Source organism: Bacillus sp. FSL M7-0307 (assembly GCF_038627835.1).
In the GTDB taxonomy this organism is placed as follows: Bacteria; Bacillota; Bacilli; order Bacillales; family Bacillaceae; genus Bacillus; species Bacillus altitudinis.
Genome location: NZ_CP152023.1, coordinates 3,134,793 through 3,151,075, shown reverse-complemented (window position 1 = coordinate 3,151,075; position 16,283 = coordinate 3,134,793). Strand labels below are relative to the sequence as shown.

The window sequence follows — 16,283 nt, the reverse complement described above, 5'->3', positions numbered from 1 at the left end:
AAAACTGTGCTTTCAGGAGCACAGTTTTATCTTTCCATTGTGTGAGTGAGTTTGTATCGATCCCCTCTATAAACGGACATGACATACTCGAATGGAAGGTCATTTTGAAAATAAGTTGTTCTTACAATGGAGAGGACAGGGTCCCCTAATGAAATAGACAGCAGGTCAGCTTCTTCCTTTGAAGCAACATTGGCTTCAAGCTCCTGCTTGGCATGGGCAATGGTTAGACCTGTGTTCCTTTCTATATATTCATATAAAGATCCAGTTAAATGGTCCTTTGTGAGCTCGCCAGCAAATTTTTCAGGTATATAACTCGTTTCAATAGCCATAGGTTCATTGTTTGCAAGGCGGATTCGTTTTAATTCATAAACATCTTCACTGTTCGACAGCTGTAATGATTGCAGCAAGTGCTCTGGGCATGCGACTTTTTTGAAATCAATCAACTGACTTGAAGCGTTGAACCCACGTTGACGCATATCTTCTGTAAAGCTTGTTAAGCCCTGAAGCGGTTGTTCAAACTTCTTTCGGCTAACAAATGTTCCTTTTCCTTTTTGCCGGTATAAATATCCTTCGTTCACAAGGTTCGATAAGGCTTGTCTGACAGTCATTCGGCTAATACCAAAGCGTTCGGCATATTCTCTTTCAGAAGGAATGAGTGTATCAGGTGCTAACGTTCCATCCTCAATCTGCTTTTTCAAGTTCTCCATAATCTGATGGTACATGGGGATAGGTGACTGCTTATCAATAAACATGTGAAAATCCTCTCGTGTTTAGCGTAGTGAACCAGCTTCTCGATCAATAAAAATCGTCACATCTTCATGAAGTTTTAGAGCAGATGCAGGGAAGTCTGGGTGAATCTCTGTTCGTTCTAAATATTGTATCACGTCCGCTTTTGATTTTCCTGATGCGAGAAGGAGAATTTTTTTACTTGAAAGAATGCTTGCAATTCCCATTGTAATGGCATGTGTAGGCACATCATCAATAGAAGAAAAGTATCTTGCATTGGCCTGGCGAGTGTGTTCATCTAATTGGACGACATGCGTCTTTGAGTCGAAGGGAGTACCAGGTTCATTAAACCCGATATGTCCATTTTGTCCGATACCAAGTAGCTGAAGATCAATGCCCCCTAAATCTTCAATGAGCTGATCATACCTTAAGCACTCTTCTTCCAAGTGAGAAGCAGCACCATTGGGGAGGAAATATTGATCTGATGGGAGATCAATATGGTCGAATAAATGACGCTTCATGTAAGTCATATAACTATTTTCATGATTTGGATCAATTCCCACGTACTCATCCAGATTCACTGTTCTTGCTTGTTTGAAAGACAATTGTTCTGTTTGATGCAACTGAATTAACTCTTTATAAGTGTCAATTGGTGTACCGCCAGTTGCCAGACCGAGAACCGCATCTGTTTTTGATTCAATGGTACGTGCAATGAAAGCAGCTGCTGCTTTTCCTAATTGATCTTTATCTGCAAATTCGATGATGTTCATCAGTGTGTGGCCTCCTTTTTTTCATAAACGATTTGTCCATGGCAGATCGTCATCATGAGTTCGCCAGCTTCATCCCAAATGACCAAGTCTGCCAGTTTTCCAACTTCGATCGAACCGAGCTGATGATCGATCCCGAGCTGAGTGGCTGCATTTGTTGAGGTCATTTGAGCAATTTCTGTCCATCCGCATTGTGTGATCTGTCTCATACGTTTGACCCCATCTTTCATTTGTAAAATCGATCCTGCAAGTGTTCCATCTGCCAGCAATGCTTTTTCACCGCCGACTGTCACAGTCTGCCCGCCAAATTCGTAGGTCCCCTCTCCAAGTCCTTTTGCACGCATTGAGTCTGTAATCATGATCAAACGTTCACTTCCCTTTGCCAAATACGCAAGCTTTACGGAAAGAGGATGTGAATGAATGCCATCTGTAATCAGCTCAGTCAAAAGCTTTTCGTTTGTAAGCGCAGCCCCTGCAACATTGGGCTCACGATGCTGAAATGAACTCATCGCATTATAAAGATGCGTGACATGACGCGCACCGTGCTTTGCTGCTAGTTCAATCATGTCATGAGGAGCATTTGTATGTCCAATAGAAGGAATGATATTTTTTTCTTTTAGCAGGGAAAGAAATGCAAAATCAGTATCTTCCTCAGGTGCAAAAGTGACAATTCGAATCAGCTGATCAGATGCACTCAGCCATTTCTCAAAAAGAGGAAGGTTAGCCTGTGTAATCCATTGAGCTGGCTGCGCACCAGCTTTATCTTTAGAAATAAAAGGACCTTCTAGATGAATGCCTAAACATTGTGCCTGACTTCCAGCCTGCTTTTTATTATAGGGTCTCCACTGTGCGACATTTTTAAGTGCTTGCTCAATCTCTTGATGATTTTGTGTAATGGTTGTTGCTAAAAAGCTTGTCGTTCCTTCTGCGGGTAAGTGATCAGCAAGTGTATTCATGGCTTCTGGTGTCGCATCCATCATATCTGCACCATATCCCCCATGAATGTGAATATCAATCATTCCGGGGAGTAAATAAAAGTTTTCCCGGGAAATATATACTTTTTCATAATTTCCTGTCGGTGGTGATGTTGAAATATAGTCGATCTTGCCATCGCGTAAACCGACAAAACCGTTTTCAATGATTTCTGTCTTTGTCACAATATGAATATTAGAGAGCAATAAAGAACTGCTCATGATTGTGCCCCCTTATTCTCGTCGTTAGATTCAGTTTACCTTTTTTAAGTATAGTTGTCTATACCAGTAAATGTGGTGAAACAGGATCAGGATAAAATACTGTTTTGGGTTCATCATTGAAAGTGATAAAATAGAGCTGTATTTCTGAAACGCCTGTGATAAAAGGAGGAAGAAGCGTGCCGAAAGTTCGTACGAAGGACATAATGGAACAATTTCATCTTGAACTGGTAAGTGGGGAAGAAGGGATTAATCGTCCCATTACAATCAGTGATCTTTCCAGACCAGGTATTGAAATGGCTGGATATTTTACATATTACCCAAAAGAAAGAGTTCAACTTTTAGGGAAGACAGAGCTTTCTTTTTTTGAACAGCTCCCAGAACGCGAACGAAAGCAGAGAATGATGTCTCTTTGTACAGATATTACCCCTGCCATCATTTTGTCACGAGATCGTGAAGTACCAAAGGAATTGATCGAAGCTTCAAATGAAAATGGAGTGCCGGTTTTACGCTCAAGCTTAAAAACGACAAGACTTTCGAGTCGATTAACGAACTTCTTAGAAAGCAAGCTTGCACCAACGACTGCGATTCATGGCGTACTCGTAGATGTATATGGTGTAGGTGTACTGTTAATTGGAAAAAGTGGCGTAGGAAAAAGTGAAACGGCTTTAGAATTAGTGAAGAGAGGACACAGGCTGGTTGCAGACGATTGCGTGGAAATCAGGCAAGAGGATCAGGATACGTTAGTTGGAAGCGCACCAGAGCTGATTGAGCACCTTCTAGAAATCCGTGGATTAGGCATTATTAATGTGATGACCTTATTTGGAGCGGGCGCTGTCAGAAGCTATAAGAGAATTACGATTGTTATGAACCTTGAGCTTTGGGAACAAGGCAAACAGTATGACCGTTTAGGACTTGAGGAAGAAAAAATGCGGATCATCGATACAGATGTACCAAAGCTGACCATCCCTGTACGTCCGGGACGAAATTTAGCGGTCATCATCGAGGTAGCTGCTATGAACTTCAGATTGAAACGAATGGGACATAATGCAGCGGAACAATTTACAAGTAAACTTGCCGATGTCATTGAAGACAATGGCCAGGATGAATAGGAGCTGTCTATATGAATGAAGCAATTCAACCAATTGATCCGATTGCTTTTCAGCTCGGACCTATTTCGGTTCATTGGTATGGTGTGATTATTGGGGTCGGAGCTCTGCTTGGACTCTGGCTCGCATTAAGGGAGTGTGAAAAAAGAGGCATCAATAAAGATATGTTTATTGATCTCATCTTATTTGCCATTCCTATCGCCATTATTTGTGCACGAATTTATTATGTATCCTTTGAATGGGATTATTATCAGCAGCACCCAAATGAAATCATCAAGATTTGGAATGGTGGAATTGCCATACATGGCGGACTGATAGGGGCGGTGCTGACAGCGATTGTCTTTACTAAAGTGAGAAAGGTGTCCTTTTGGAAAATCGCCGATGTCGCAGCGCCTAGTATTTTACTAGGGCAAGCCATCGGGCGCTGGGGGAACTTTATTAATCAGGAAGCGCATGGTGAGGCTGTTTCAAGAGCCTTTTTAGAAAATTTGCACCTGCCTGAGTTTATTATTAATCAGATGTACATTGACGGGACCTACTATCACCCTACGTTCTTATATGAATCATTATGGAATATCGCAGGCGTTTTGATATTAATCTTATTACGTAGAACATCATTGCGTCGAGGCGAAATTTTCTTGTCTTATTTAATCTGGTATTCAATCGGCCGTTTCTTCATTGAAGGAATGAGAACAGACAGCTTAATGCTGACTGAGCATCTTCGAATTGCACAGATGATTTCGATTGCCATATTTGCAGTGGCTGTTTTGCTGATTGTGTTTAGAAGAATCAAGGGATATGCATCTATACGGTATAAAGAGAACAACTCATCAAATTAAGCAAGGGGGATAAGAGATGGGTGAGACATGGAAAAACGGCTTGAAAGCAGGGTTATCGACAACTTGGACACTTGGAAAAGTCATTTTTCCGGTTACCATTCTCGTTAGTATCTTGCAGCATACACCTGTGATGGATTGGATGATACAATTCATCCGTCCTTTTATGGGCCTGTTTGGTCTTTCAGGGGAAGCGGCCATTCCGCTTGTTTTAGGAAATATGCTGAACTTGTATGCGGGTATTGCAGCCATCTTGACATTAGAGCTGCCTGTGAAGGAAGTGTTCATTTTAGCGGTCATGCTCTCCTTTTGTCACAACTTGATCATCGAATCAACAGTGGCGGCGAAGGTTGGGCTGCGGGTGTCTGTCATTTTGCTGGTGAGAATCAGTCTTGCCGTCGTGTCAGCAATTGTCATTCACCTCGTTTGGCAGGGAGGCGAGGAGCCGGCGCAATATGGTTTGCTGACAGCTGCTCAGTCGGCTGATGTGCCTTCTAGCTGGTATATGATCGTACTTCTTGCTTTACAGAAAGCTGTTCTTGGTGTGCTGCAGCTGGCTTGTATTGTCATTCCTCTCATGATCATCATTCAATTTATGAGAGACTTAGGGTGGCTCCATACGCTGTCTAAGTGGCTGTCTCCTTTTACGAGAATGCTTGGAATGAAAGAAAATACGTCTATGACGATGGTGGCTGGTTTAACCATTGGTCTTGCCTACGGGGCAGGCGTCATGATGAAGGCAGTGGAAGAGGACGGTGTCAGCAAAAAGGATTTAACGCTTGCTTTCATTTTCCTTGTGGCGTGTCATGCGGTGGTCGAAGATACACTCATTTTCATTCCTTTAGGTATTCCAGTCTGGCCGCTTCTTCTTATTCGCCTTATTTCTGCTATTTTATTGACAGCTGCCATCAGCTATATCTGGCGGAGGCGCGAACATACAGCTGTTAGAAAGGAAGCCATATGAACCAATCAACTATTAACACAGTGCTATTTGATTTAGATGGCACATTAATCAATACAAATGAATTAATTATTGCTTCATTTCAGCATACGCTTGATCATTATTACCCTGGTCAATACAGCCGTGAGGATATCCTTCATTTCATTGGTCCATCATTATTTGATACATTCTCTGCAATGGATCCGAATCTGACAGATGACATGATTCAGATGTATCGAACGTTTAATCATGAACAGCATGACCTGCTTGTGACGGAGTACGAGACGGTGTTAGATACGTTGAAAATTCTTCAGGATCGAGGGTTTAAGCTTGGTATTGTGACTACAAAAATACGTGATACGGTTTTAATGGGATTAAAGCTGACTGGTTTGGAGCCTTTTTTTGAGGTCATTGTCACACTTGATGATGTACAAAATGAAAAGCCACATCCAGAACCAGTTCAGCTGGCATTATCCAAGCTCGGCAGTGATCCGCATGAGGCGATCATGGTTGGCGATAACTATCACGACATTTTATCTGGTCAAGCGGCAGGGACGAAAACAGCAGGTGTTGCTTGGTCTATTAAGGGAGAAGAAGCCCTGTTAAAGCATCGACCTGATTATATGCTGCAGAAAATGAGTGATCTCTTGGCGATTGTTGGAGCTGATTAAGTTGAGAAAAACAGATCGTTATCCTGTCAAAGGGGTCAATTCGCTTAGACAAGTCTATCGGACGGTCCCCTTTCTCAAGGTTGTGAAAAACTTTATCTTTATTCAAATGGCAAGGTATACGCCTTTTATGGGAATGAAAAATTGGATTTATCGCACCTTCCTTCGAATGAAAGTCGGGGAGGATACGGCGTTTGCTTTAATGGTGATGGTCGATCTCATGTTTCCTGAGAAAATCACTGTCGGTCGAAATAGTGTGATTGGCTATAACACGACCATTTTGTCCCATGAGTATTTGATTAAAGAGTATAGGCTTGGGGAAGTCTATATTGGTGATGAAGTCTTAATTGGGGCAAATTCAACGATTCTACCTGGAGTGACAATTGGTGATGGTGCGATTGTATCGGCAGGAACTCTTGTGAACAAAGATGTTCCGGCAGGCTCCTTTGTTGGAGGTAATCCAATGCGGATGATATATACAAAAGAGGAAATGGAAGCACGTCAATCTACGTCTGCTGAGTAGCTCGGCAGACTTTTTTGTTGACATTCTAACATGGTGTAACTATAATGATTACAACAGAGGTGAGAAAACATGAAAATCAGCAGCAGATTTACTGTCGCTGTCCATATTCTGGCCTTGCTATCACTTGAAAAAGGATCATTACAGACATCGGAGGATATCGCAGGAAGTGTCAATACAAATCCAGTGGTCATTCGCCGTATCATGAGTAAGCTCAAAAAAGCAGGCCTAATCTCAACGAGTCTTGGCAAAGGCGGTTCTCAATTAAACCGAAGTGAGGATGACATTACACTGCTCGATGTGTATAAAGCGGTTGAAGTGGTGGATGAGGGAGAGTTGTTTCAAATTCATGAAAGCCCAAACCCTGACTGTCCGATCGGTGCAAATATTCAAGCTGTACTAGAATTAATTTTGTGCCGTGCTCAAAGTGCGATGGAGCAAGTGCTTGCTGAGATCAAATTAAGTGAACTAACGCAGGTTTTAATCAAAAAAATTGGATGATCTATTCAATTTTTTTTACCTCTGTTGTAACCATATTGGTTACATCTTAAGTGATCAAAATAACCTTATATTGTAGGAGGAATTTACATGAACATTGGAATCATTGGCGCAACAGGTAAAGCAGGACAACACATTTTAAAAGAAGCTCAATCGAGAGGGCACGAAGTAACGGCAATCGTTCGAGATGCACAAAAAGTGACTAATTCATCAGCAGCTGTTTTAGAAAAGGATGTTTTTCACTTAGAGGCAGGAGACGTCAAAGGCTTTGATGTGATCGTAAACGCATTTGGTGCGCCAGCAGGACAAGAGCACCTTCATGTAGAAGCAGGGAAAAAACTCATTCATCTCTTGAAAGAGACACCAGAAACGCGTTTAATCGTCGTGGGAGGTGCTGGAAGTTTATTTGTAGATGAGGCCAAAACAACTAGACTGATGGACACACCGGAGTTTCCAAAGGAATACTTTGCTACTGCTTCACAGCAAGGAGAAAATTTAATAGATCTTCAAAAGACCGAAGGAGTAAAATGGACATTTCTTAGTCCAGCTGCATTCTTTGATCCAGCAGGCAAACGGACAGGTGCTTATGTGAAAGGCAAAGACCATCTTATAGTCAATTCGAAGGGTGAAAGCTATGTGAGTTATGCTGACTACGCCGTTGCGCTTGTCGATGAGATAGAACAAGCTGCTCATGTTGGAGAACGTTTTACTGTGGTTTCTGAAGCAGAATAAGTGGAATAACATGCGTTTCATTGTCGCTAAAAAACGATGAGTGAGGAGTCTGTCTTATGAATGATCAAGAAAAATCTTTTATCTATGTATGGGATGCGTATTGTGGCTGGTGTTATGGGTTTTCAAACAGCATCCGTACTTTACACGAAAATCACCCTGAGATACCACTGACACTTGTATCGGGCGGTTTATTTGTAGGAGAGCGTCGTCTACCGATAAAGAATTATCCACACATTTCAGAAGCAAACGAGCGTATCAGTCAGCTGACAGGTGTCGAATTTGGAGACCGTTACGAAGAGTTGCTAGAAAACGGAACATTCATTTTAGACTCTGAGGCTGCTGCAATTGGATTTTCAGCATTAAGATCCATCGCACCAGAGCATGCATTGTACTTGGCTTCATCTATGCAAAAGGCCTTTTATCAAGACGGAAAAAGCCTAAGTGATGAAGAAACTTATAGAGATATCGCTATGAAACACCAACTTGACCCTGATGTATTGGTTGAACGAATGAATGAGACAGAAACGATCAATGATGCGTATGCCGATTTTGCAAAGGTTCAGCAATTGAACGTGAATGGCTATCCTACACTTTTACTAAAAAAAGGGGATGAATACATCAGCCTTGGTGGGGGTGCGATGACGGCTGAAAAGCTTGAAGACCGTCTGAAGGAAATACTAAAAAAATAAATCATTCAAAAACATCCTCCATTCGTATGGAGGATGTTTTTGATGCATGTGTGCATTCTCTTCAATGGGAGAAGTGGTTTATGCTTTAATGATAATCGCCTGGCTGCCCATCTGTTTCCAAGAATCCTCAAACTGTTCACGATCGACTTTTTGATTCTTTTCTCCGTATGGATTATTTAAGTAGACATGATCTTTGTCATAGCCAGTGATGACGACGCTATGCATATTAAAGCTGATATCTATTTTCCCATTTGGTGTATTCCATGTTTCAATGTTATCTGTTTTGGCAAAGGTCGAAGTGGTAATGACCCAGACAGGATAACCTTTTTCAAGTGATTGGTAAATGGCTTTTTTAACTGGCTTGCCGGTCAAGTCCACCGCTTGATTACCTGCATATTTTTTCGCAAGCTGATAAATGGGTTCGTGGTACACACCAAGACCTGGCCCATTCTCCATATCGCCTACAAACCCGTCATGAGGGTCTCCTTTTAAGCCATTCTCATAATTGAGTGGGATACGCTTAATCTCGTTTGCCAATGCGTTTTTCGTTATATGCTCATAGCCGCTGTAATGAAGAAGCATGGCTAAGCTCGTGACTTCGCATCCGTTATAAAGCTTTGGTGCATCCATTTGATTAAAGAGGATGACGTCCATGGCTTTTTTATTTCCTTTTAAACTAGAATGTGTCGTTTCTGTTTTCTTCGTAGAACGTGTTTCTTCTGCTGCTAGTGCGGTATCATTTTCTTTTTCTTTGGCTTCTTGCGGTGACGTTGTTTTCTTGACTTGGTCGAATTGTGAAACGTAAATAAAGCCGAAATAAACAAGACATGCGCACAACAAAGTTAAGATTAATGTCTGGATGAATTTCACTGTAATCTCCTGTGTTATTCAATATTTTTAAGTATTATAGCATGTTCCTAAAGCAAAGAGACCAAAAAGGATTAGGTGTCATTTTAATGTAATATATGAACAAATGATTAAGGAAAAAAAGGGGAAAATAAAAATGATTGATTTAATCACTTTATTTTGTTAGCATATTATCATATTAGCGAACTAAAGGATTCGGAATTTTTTGTTTTAATGTGTTGGAGGTGCGGAAGAACATGTTCATGTTTGAAAAACCATATGGTATGCGAGATTCATTACCAGGATTGTATGAGACGAAGAAAAGAGTCAGGCATTCTTTAACAGAGGTCATGAATGGCTGGGGTTATCGTTTAATGGAAACGCCAACTCTTGAATTTTACGATACAGTCGGTGTTCAATCGGCGATTACAGATACGCAGCTGTTTAAGCTTCTTGATCAAAATGGTCAAACCCTTGTGCTTAGACCTGATATGACGGGACCAATTGCGAGAGTGGCGGCTTCAAAGCTTCACGAACAGGCGTATCCGCTTCGAGTCGGTTATGCAGCTAACGTGTTTCGGGCACAGGAAAGAGAAGGCGGAAGACCTTCTGAATTTGAGCAGGTCGGTATTGAATTGATCGGTGATGGTTCGATTAGTGCAGATGCTGAAGTCATAGCGCTTGTTGTGTTTGCATTAAAAAATGCCGGACTTCAATCCTTCAAAATTGCGATTGGGCATGTGGCTTTGGCAGAGACCTTGTTTTTAGATGTACTAGGGAATACAGAGCGGGCGAACGTATTGCGCCGATTTTTATATGAAAAGAATTATGTGGGCTACAGGCAGCATGTCAAACAATTGCCTCTCTCATCCATCGATAAAACAAGGCTGCTCCAGCTTTTAGAGCTGCGCGGCGGTCAAGAAGTGACCCAGCAGGCTGAAGAAATTGTGGTCTCACAAGAGGGAAAAGAAGTGCTGGCGGAGTTAAAGGCGCTGTGGGAGACACTTGAAGATTACGGCTGTACAGAATATATCCGTTTGGATTTAAGCATGGTCAGTCATATGAGCTACTATACGGGAATTTTGTTTGAAGTATTTGCAGATCATGTTGGGTCTGTGATCGGAAGTGGAGGAAGGTATGATCAATTGCTTGCTCACTTTGATGCACCCGCACCCGCTACAGGCTTCGGACTTCGATTAGACCGTCTTCTTGAGGCACTCGACGCAAAAGAAATAAATGAGCCCCAAGAGGCTGTGATTTTTAGTAAAGAACAACGGCTTGAAGCATTTGATTTTGCAGAAAAAGAGCGGACAAAAGGCAAAAGGATTGTTCTCCAAGACTTAGCAGGTATTGAAAATATCGATGCCATGACCAAGGCATTTGAGCAAGTGACTTATTTTATCGGCGCTAGAAAGGAAGAGCAAAATGGGTAAAGTGTTGACAATGGCAATGCCAAAGGGGCGGATATTTGAAGAAGCAGCAGGGCTATTAAGACAGGCTGGATATCAGCTGCCGGAGGAATTCGAAGATTCAAGAAAATTAATCATTGATGTACCGGAAGAAAATCTCCGCTTTATTTTAGCGAAGCCAATGGATGTGACGACATATGTAGAGCACGGTGTAGCGGATGTGGGCATTGCAGGGAAAGACGTCATGCTTGAAGAAGCACGGGATGTGTACGAAGTGCTCGATTTAAACATTAGCAAATGTCATTTAGCTGTAGCGGGCTTGCCGGGAGCCAGCTGGGGCGGTGTCGCACCGCGTGTGGCCACAAAGTACCCAAATGTCGCTTCTTCTTATTTTAGAGAACAAGGTGAGCAGGTGGAGATCATTAAGCTAAATGGTTCCATTGAATTAGCACCGCTCATCGGACTTGCCGATCGAATTGTTGACATTGTCTCCACCGGTCAAACACTTAAGGAAAATGGGCTTGTCGAAACGGAACATATTTGTGACATTACGTCACGTTTTATTGTCAATCCTGTGAGCTATCGAATGAAGGATGCGGTAATCGATGAAATGGCGCAGCGTCTGGCAAGAATCATCGAAGGAGAAGGGGAGGAAACATCATGAACATCACCTACATACAAGAAGGTGAGACAGACACTCTCTCACTCAAGCGTTCTCTAGATACAGGAACGGAAGAGCAGCGACTGGCTGTTCAGCGGATTATCGAAGAAGTGAGAAAAAATGGTGACGAAGCCGTACGGTCTTTCACGAAGCAATTTGACGGTGTCTCTATTGAACAGCCACTTGTGACGGAGGATGAAAAGACAAAAGCCTACGAACGTTTGGACCCGGAGATGATCCAAATCATCCAAACGGCGATCCGGAATATTCGAACATACCACGAGCGTCAGCTGACCTCCTCTTGGTTTTATCACCAAAAGGACGGCTCAATGCTAGGTCAGAAAGTAACACCGCTTGATGCGGTCGGTGTATATGTCCCAGGGGGAACGGCCGCTTATCCATCATCTGTTTTAATGAATGTCATCCCGGCACTTGTTGCCGGCGTTGAGCGAATTGTCCTTGTGACACCGCCAGGAAATGACGGCCGTCTGTCTGACGCTGTGCTAGTAGCTGCGAAGGAGCTGGGCATTTCAGAAATGTACAAAATGGGCGGTGCTCAGGCGATAGCCGCTCTTGCATATGGAACGGAAAGTATTCAGCCTGTTGATAAAATCACCGGTCCAGGAAATATTTATGTAGCACTTGCCAAACGGGAAGTATTTGGTCAAGTAGACATTGATATGATTGCGGGTCCAAGTGAAATTGCTGTTTTAGCAGATGAAACGGCAACTGCACATGAGGTGGCAGCTGATTTGCTTTCACAGGCAGAGCATGATGCATTGGCATCCAGTATTTTGGTGACACCATCTAAAGGATTGGCTGAAAGAGTGCAAGCGGAGGTGCAAGCGCAGCTTGATACTTTGCCAAGGAAATCAATTGCAGCACAATCTATTCAAGACCATGGTTATATTTACGTGACAGAATCTTTGGATCGTGCAGTTGATATCGTGAACCAGTTAGCCCCAGAGCATTTAGAAGTGCTGACGGCGTATCCAGAATCACTACTTGGTCAAATCAAGCATGCTGGAGCAATTTTCTTAGGGCGTTACAGTCCAGAGCCGGTAGGGGATTACTTCGCAGGACCGAACCATGTGCTGCCAACAAACGGGACGGCAAGATTTTCTAGTCCGCTCGGCGTCACAGATTTCCAAAAGAAAACGAGCATCATTTCATATAGCAAAGAAGCCTTTGAAACACATAGGGAAAGCATTGCGGCTTTTGCAAGATTAGAAGGGCTTGAAGCACATGCCAGATCGATTGAAGCGAGAAAGCGGGAGGAATCAAAATGAGACAGGCGGAAACAGCGAGACAGACAAATGAAACGAACATTTCGTTAGCGCTAGAGATTGATGGCGAAGGAAAAGCAGATATTCAGACAGATGTCCCTTTTATGACGCACATGCTCGACTTATTCACGAAGCATGGACATTTTAACTTAACTGTAGATGCAAAAGGAGACACAGATGTCGATGATCACCACACAACAGAAGATATTGGCATTGTGCTTGGGCAGATGTTTAAAGAAGCGCTCGGTGATAAAAAAGGAATCAAGCGCTACGGCTCTAGTTTTGTTCCAATGGATGAAACACTCGCTCAAGTAGTCGTGGATTTAAGCAATCGTCCTCATTTGGAAATGAGAGCCGATTTCCCTAGTCAGAAGGTCGGCACCTTTGATACGGAGCTGGTTCATGAGTTTCTTTGGAAATTTGCCCTTGAAGCACGAATAAATCTTCATGTGATCGTTCACTATGGAACCAATACCCACCATATGATTGAAGCCATTTTTAAAGCGATGGCACGCGCCTTAGATGAAGCAACAACCATTGATCCGCGTGTGAAAGGGATTCCGTCGACAAAGGGGATGCTCTAATGATTGGCGTAATTGACTATGGAATGGGAAATTTGTTTAGCGTATCAAAAGCACTGGAACGAGCAGGAGCGTCTTATATCGTGTCTTCTGAAGCAGAGGAGCTGAAAAAGGCAGATGCGTATATTTTGCCAGGAGTCGGTTCATTTCGTGATGCGATGCAGCTGTTAAGACAGACAGGACTTGAGGCGTTTATCCACCAAGTCGTGCAGGAAGGAAAGCTGTTATTTGGCATTTGCCTTGGCATGCAGTTGTTGTTTGAAGAAAGTGAAGAAGCAGGAAAAACAAAAGGGCTAGGCCTTTTAAAAGGACGTGTCGTTCTTTTGAAGGATCGTGATCAGGATGGACAAAGGCTGAAGGTGCCTCATATGGGCTGGAATGAGCTCACATTTCATCAGCCCTCTCCATTGTTTGAAGGTGTGCCGGAAGGATTTGCATACTTTGTTCACTCTTATTATGTGAGCGGCATGAATCCAGAAGACCTATTGGCAAGTGCACCCTATGGTGTGCAAGTACCTGCCGTTGTTGGGAAGGGGAATGTGTTTGGAACGCAGTTTCACCCTGAAAAAAGCAGTACAACAGGAATGGCACTGCTGAAACAGTTTATTCAATTAGCAAACGAACAGAGGGTGAGCAAATGAGTGATTTTACATTATATCCAGCAATTGATATGAGAAATGGCAAATGTGTACGACTTGTGCAAGGAGACTATGACCAAGAAACCATTTATGGAGATTCACCGTTAGACATGGCGAGACTGTTTGCAAATGAAGGAGCGAAATGGATACATCTCGTTGATTTAGATGGCGCAAAAGCAGGAAAACGCGTGAATCACGAGCATGTGCTATCGATTGCTTCCTCATTAGATGTGAATGTCCAAATTGGCGGCGGCATTCGGACAGAAGAAGATGTTGCATTTTATTTAAACAATGGCGTATCGAGAGTCATTCTTGGCAGTTCAGCGGTGTCGAACCCGGTTTTTGTGAAAAAAATGCTGGCGCAATATGGGGAGAAAATCGCCATTGGCATTGATGCACGAAACGGTTTTGTATCGACTGAAGGCTGGCTTGAAACGTCGGAAGTAAAGGCGGAGGAACTTGGTCAGGAACTGGCAAAGGAAGGCGCAGAGGTCTTCATTTTCACGGATATTCAAATGGATGGCATGCTGTCTGGTCCAAATGTGGAAAGTACGGTTCGATTAGCAGAAGCAACTGGCAAACAAGTCATTGCCTCAGGTGGTGTCAGTGCAGTGAGTGATCTGCAAAAGCTGTCAGCACAAAAGCAGACAGGTGTGTCTGGTGCAATCATTGGCAAGGCGCTGTACACAAAGCAATTTACTTTAGCTGAAGCGTTTGAAGGGCTTGACAGCATATGATGACAAAACGAATCATTCCATGTCTTGATGTAAAGGAAGGGCGTGTGGTCAAAGGGATCCAATTTCTAGGGTTGAAGGATGCTGGTGATCCGGTCGAATTAGCGCAGATCTATGACGAGGAAGGTGCGGATGAACTCGTCTTTCTTGATATATCTGCCTCTCATGAAGGCCGAAAAACGATGGTGGATGTGGTCAAACAAGTGGCATCCACTCTCGCTATCCCGTTCACGGTGGGCGGCGGGATTAACCACCTTGATGACATGAAGCGTATATTAAGAGCGGGGGCAGACAAGGTGTCTGTGAACACAGCGGCTGTTTTAAGACCGGAGCTAATAACAGAAGGAGCCGACTTTTTTGGTTCACAGTGCATAGTTGTTGCGATTGATGCGAAATACGATGAAGAGAAACAAGCATACATGGTCTATACGCACGGAGGACGCCGTCAAACGGATTTAGAAGTGAGTGACTGGGCGAAAGAAGCCGTGCGAAGAGGAGCAGGCGAGATCTTGCTGACTAGCATGGATGCCGATGGTGAGAAAACGGGCTTTGAGCATCGTTTGACGAAGCTTGTATTAGAAGCAGTCACAGTGCCAGTTATTGCTTCAGGAGGTGCTGGCAATGCGCAGCATATGCTGGAGGCTTTTACAAAAGGTGAAGCTGATGCCGCACTCGCAGCCTCTATTTTCCATTATAAAGAAACCTCTATTCAAGAGGTGAAGACATATTTGAGAGAACACGGGGTGAAGGTAAGATGAAACAGGCAAACGAATTAACCTTTAATGATGCAGGTCTCATTCCTGCCATTGTACAGGATGCTCAAAGCAAGGAAGTTCTTACTTTGGCGTATATGAATCAAGAATCCTATGAAAAAACATTAGAGACAGGGGAAACATGGTTTTTTAGCCGGTCGAGAAATGAGCTTTGGCACAAAGGAGCCACATCTGGACACACCCAGCGTGTTACATCTATTCGCTATGACTGTGATCAAGATGCCCTGCTTGTTCTAGTGACACCAAGCGGTCCAGCCTGCCATACAGGCAGCTATAGCTGTTTTTCGGAAGAGGGCGTGAAACAGCAAAGGGGAGAACAAGACCGCTTTGCCATTTTAAATGAACTTGAACAGGTCATTGCGAAGCGGCAGACGGAAATGCCAGAAGGAGCTTATACAACCTATCTCTTTGAAAAAGGAGTCGACAAAATCCTGAAAAAGGTAGGGGAAGAAGCTTCTGAAGTCATCATTGCAGCGAAGAACCGTGATCAAGAAGAATTGAAATGGGAAACAGCAGATCTCCTTTATCACCTTCTTGTGTTATTACGTGAACAGCAGCTGCCTCTTGATGATGTATTAAAGGTATTGAAAAAGCGCCATCAAGGGGAATGAAAAGCTGGGGGTACCCCCGGCTTTTTGCTTTTAAATGAAAAACAAATCCTTCCTTTCCTTTTGTTCTAT

General features: G+C 43.1%; 20 protein-coding genes. 16 read left to right on the top strand and 4 right to left on the bottom strand.

The genetic code is table 11. The annotated features are described in order from the left end of the window. Window positions 1-26: 26 nt before the first annotated feature. The 3 genes from MHI41_RS16220 to nagA are packed head-to-tail and all read right to left on the bottom strand — an operon-like array spanning window position 27 to window position 2,686. Entirely contained in the window at window positions 27-752 is a 726-nt protein-coding gene (locus MHI41_RS16220; protein ID WP_342494305.1) for a GntR family transcriptional regulator, read from the bottom strand. A gap of 18 nt (window positions 753-770) precedes the next feature. Then, window positions 771-1,496, bottom strand: coding sequence for a glucosamine-6-phosphate deaminase (gene nagB / locus MHI41_RS16215; RefSeq protein ID WP_019743405.1), 726 nt, complete (start codon window positions 1,494-1,496; stop codon window positions 771-773). Beyond that, the gene (gene nagA / locus MHI41_RS16210) at window positions 1,496-2,686 is read right to left on the bottom strand and encodes an N-acetylglucosamine-6-phosphate deacetylase (protein WP_342494304.1); all 1,191 of its coding nucleotides are present in this window, start codon (window positions 2,684-2,686) and stop codon (window positions 1,496-1,498) included. Before nagA ends, nagB begins: the two co-directional genes overlap by 1 nt. Window positions 2,687-2,862: 176 nt before the next feature. Between nagA and hprK the strand changes: the two genes are divergently transcribed. The 8 genes from hprK (at window position 2,863) to MHI41_RS16170 (ending at window position 8,675) form a co-directional block, all read left to right on the top strand. Beyond that, entirely contained in the window at window positions 2,863-3,795 is a 933-nt protein-coding gene (gene hprK / locus MHI41_RS16205; RefSeq protein WP_003212943.1) for an HPr(Ser) kinase/phosphatase, read from the top strand. Window positions 3,796-3,806: 11 nt separating this feature from the next. Continuing rightward, window positions 3,807-4,631 carry a prolipoprotein diacylglyceryl transferase gene (gene lgt / locus MHI41_RS16200; RefSeq protein ID WP_017368118.1) on the top strand — a complete coding sequence of 275 codons (825 nt, stop codon included), beginning with the start codon at window positions 3,807-3,809 and terminating at the stop codon, window positions 4,629-4,631. A 16-nt stretch (window positions 4,632-4,647) separates the two neighbouring features. Continuing rightward, on the top strand, window positions 4,648-5,592 hold the full coding sequence (locus tag MHI41_RS16195) for a nucleoside recognition domain-containing protein (protein WP_025208037.1): 945 nt from the start codon (window positions 4,648-4,650) through the stop codon (window positions 5,590-5,592). Next, the gene (ppaX, locus tag MHI41_RS16190; RefSeq protein WP_017357895.1) at window positions 5,589-6,239 is read left to right on the top strand and encodes a pyrophosphatase PpaX; all 651 of its coding nucleotides are present in this window, start codon (window positions 5,589-5,591) and stop codon (window positions 6,237-6,239) included. Before MHI41_RS16195 ends, ppaX begins: the two co-directional genes overlap by 4 nt. A gap of 1 nt (window position 6,240) precedes the next feature. Next, entirely contained in the window at window positions 6,241-6,759 is a 519-nt protein-coding gene (locus MHI41_RS16185; protein WP_017368116.1) for an acyltransferase, read from the top strand. Between the two features lie 69 nt (window positions 6,760-6,828). Beyond that, the gene (locus MHI41_RS16180; RefSeq protein WP_003213266.1) at window positions 6,829-7,257 is read left to right on the top strand and encodes an Rrf2 family transcriptional regulator; all 429 of its coding nucleotides are present in this window, start codon (window positions 6,829-6,831) and stop codon (window positions 7,255-7,257) included. Window positions 7,258-7,344: 87 nt separating this feature from the next. Next, window positions 7,345-7,986 carry an NAD(P)-dependent oxidoreductase gene (locus MHI41_RS16175; RefSeq protein ID WP_025208036.1) on the top strand — a complete coding sequence of 214 codons (642 nt, stop codon included), beginning with the start codon at window positions 7,345-7,347 and terminating at the stop codon, window positions 7,984-7,986. A 56-nt stretch (window positions 7,987-8,042) separates the two neighbouring features. Continuing rightward, window positions 8,043-8,675, top strand: coding sequence for a DsbA family protein (locus MHI41_RS16170; protein ID WP_268449991.1), 633 nt, complete (start codon window positions 8,043-8,045; stop codon window positions 8,673-8,675). Window positions 8,676-8,753: 78 nt separating this feature from the next. On the opposite strand, the gene MHI41_RS16165 is transcribed toward MHI41_RS16170, so the two are convergent. Then, window positions 8,754-9,545, bottom strand: coding sequence for a C39 family peptidase (locus MHI41_RS16165; protein WP_058213565.1), 792 nt, complete (start codon window positions 9,543-9,545; stop codon window positions 8,754-8,756). 233 nt (window positions 9,546-9,778) lie between these two features. Between MHI41_RS16165 and MHI41_RS16160 the strand changes: the two genes are divergently transcribed. Genes MHI41_RS16160 through hisIE form a run of 8 tightly spaced genes read left to right on the top strand, consistent with a single transcriptional unit; the run spans window position 9,779 to window position 16,214 of the window. Continuing rightward, complete coding sequence (locus MHI41_RS16160) at window positions 9,779-10,954, top strand: ATP phosphoribosyltransferase regulatory subunit (RefSeq protein WP_017368113.1); 1,176 nt, start codon at window positions 9,779-9,781, stop codon at window positions 10,952-10,954. Further along, window positions 10,947-11,594, top strand: a complete 648-nt coding sequence (gene hisG, locus MHI41_RS16155) for an ATP phosphoribosyltransferase (protein WP_007500071.1) — start codon at window positions 10,947-10,949, stop codon at window positions 11,592-11,594. The genes MHI41_RS16160 and hisG overlap by 8 nt, the downstream gene beginning before the upstream one ends. Beyond that, window positions 11,591-12,880 (top strand): histidinol dehydrogenase, encoded by a 1,290-nt coding sequence (gene hisD / locus MHI41_RS16150; RefSeq protein WP_050826641.1) that lies wholly within the window; start codon window positions 11,591-11,593, stop codon window positions 12,878-12,880. The genes hisG and hisD overlap by 4 nt, the downstream gene beginning before the upstream one ends. Continuing rightward, on the top strand, window positions 12,877-13,461 hold the full coding sequence (gene hisB, locus MHI41_RS16145; protein ID WP_017368110.1) for an imidazoleglycerol-phosphate dehydratase HisB: 585 nt from the start codon (window positions 12,877-12,879) through the stop codon (window positions 13,459-13,461). The genes hisD and hisB overlap by 4 nt, the downstream gene beginning before the upstream one ends. Then, complete coding sequence (gene hisH, locus MHI41_RS16140) at window positions 13,461-14,099, top strand: imidazole glycerol phosphate synthase subunit HisH (RefSeq protein ID WP_019743396.1); 639 nt, start codon at window positions 13,461-13,463, stop codon at window positions 14,097-14,099. The genes hisB and hisH overlap by 1 nt, the downstream gene beginning before the upstream one ends. Next, window positions 14,096-14,833 (top strand): 1-(5-phosphoribosyl)-5-[(5-phosphoribosylamino)methylideneamino]imidazole-4-carboxamide isomerase, encoded by a 738-nt coding sequence (gene hisA, locus MHI41_RS16135; protein WP_008348146.1) that lies wholly within the window; start codon window positions 14,096-14,098, stop codon window positions 14,831-14,833. Before hisH ends, hisA begins: the two co-directional genes overlap by 4 nt. Next, window positions 14,830-15,588, top strand: coding sequence for an imidazole glycerol phosphate synthase subunit HisF (hisF, locus tag MHI41_RS16130; RefSeq protein ID WP_342494303.1), 759 nt, complete (start codon window positions 14,830-14,832; stop codon window positions 15,586-15,588). The genes hisA and hisF overlap by 4 nt, the downstream gene beginning before the upstream one ends. After that, window positions 15,585-16,214, top strand: coding sequence for a bifunctional phosphoribosyl-AMP cyclohydrolase/phosphoribosyl-ATP diphosphatase HisIE (gene hisIE / locus MHI41_RS16125; protein WP_076821147.1), 630 nt, complete (start codon window positions 15,585-15,587; stop codon window positions 16,212-16,214). The genes hisF and hisIE overlap by 4 nt, the downstream gene beginning before the upstream one ends. The last annotated feature ends 69 nt before the right edge of the window (window positions 16,215-16,283 follow it).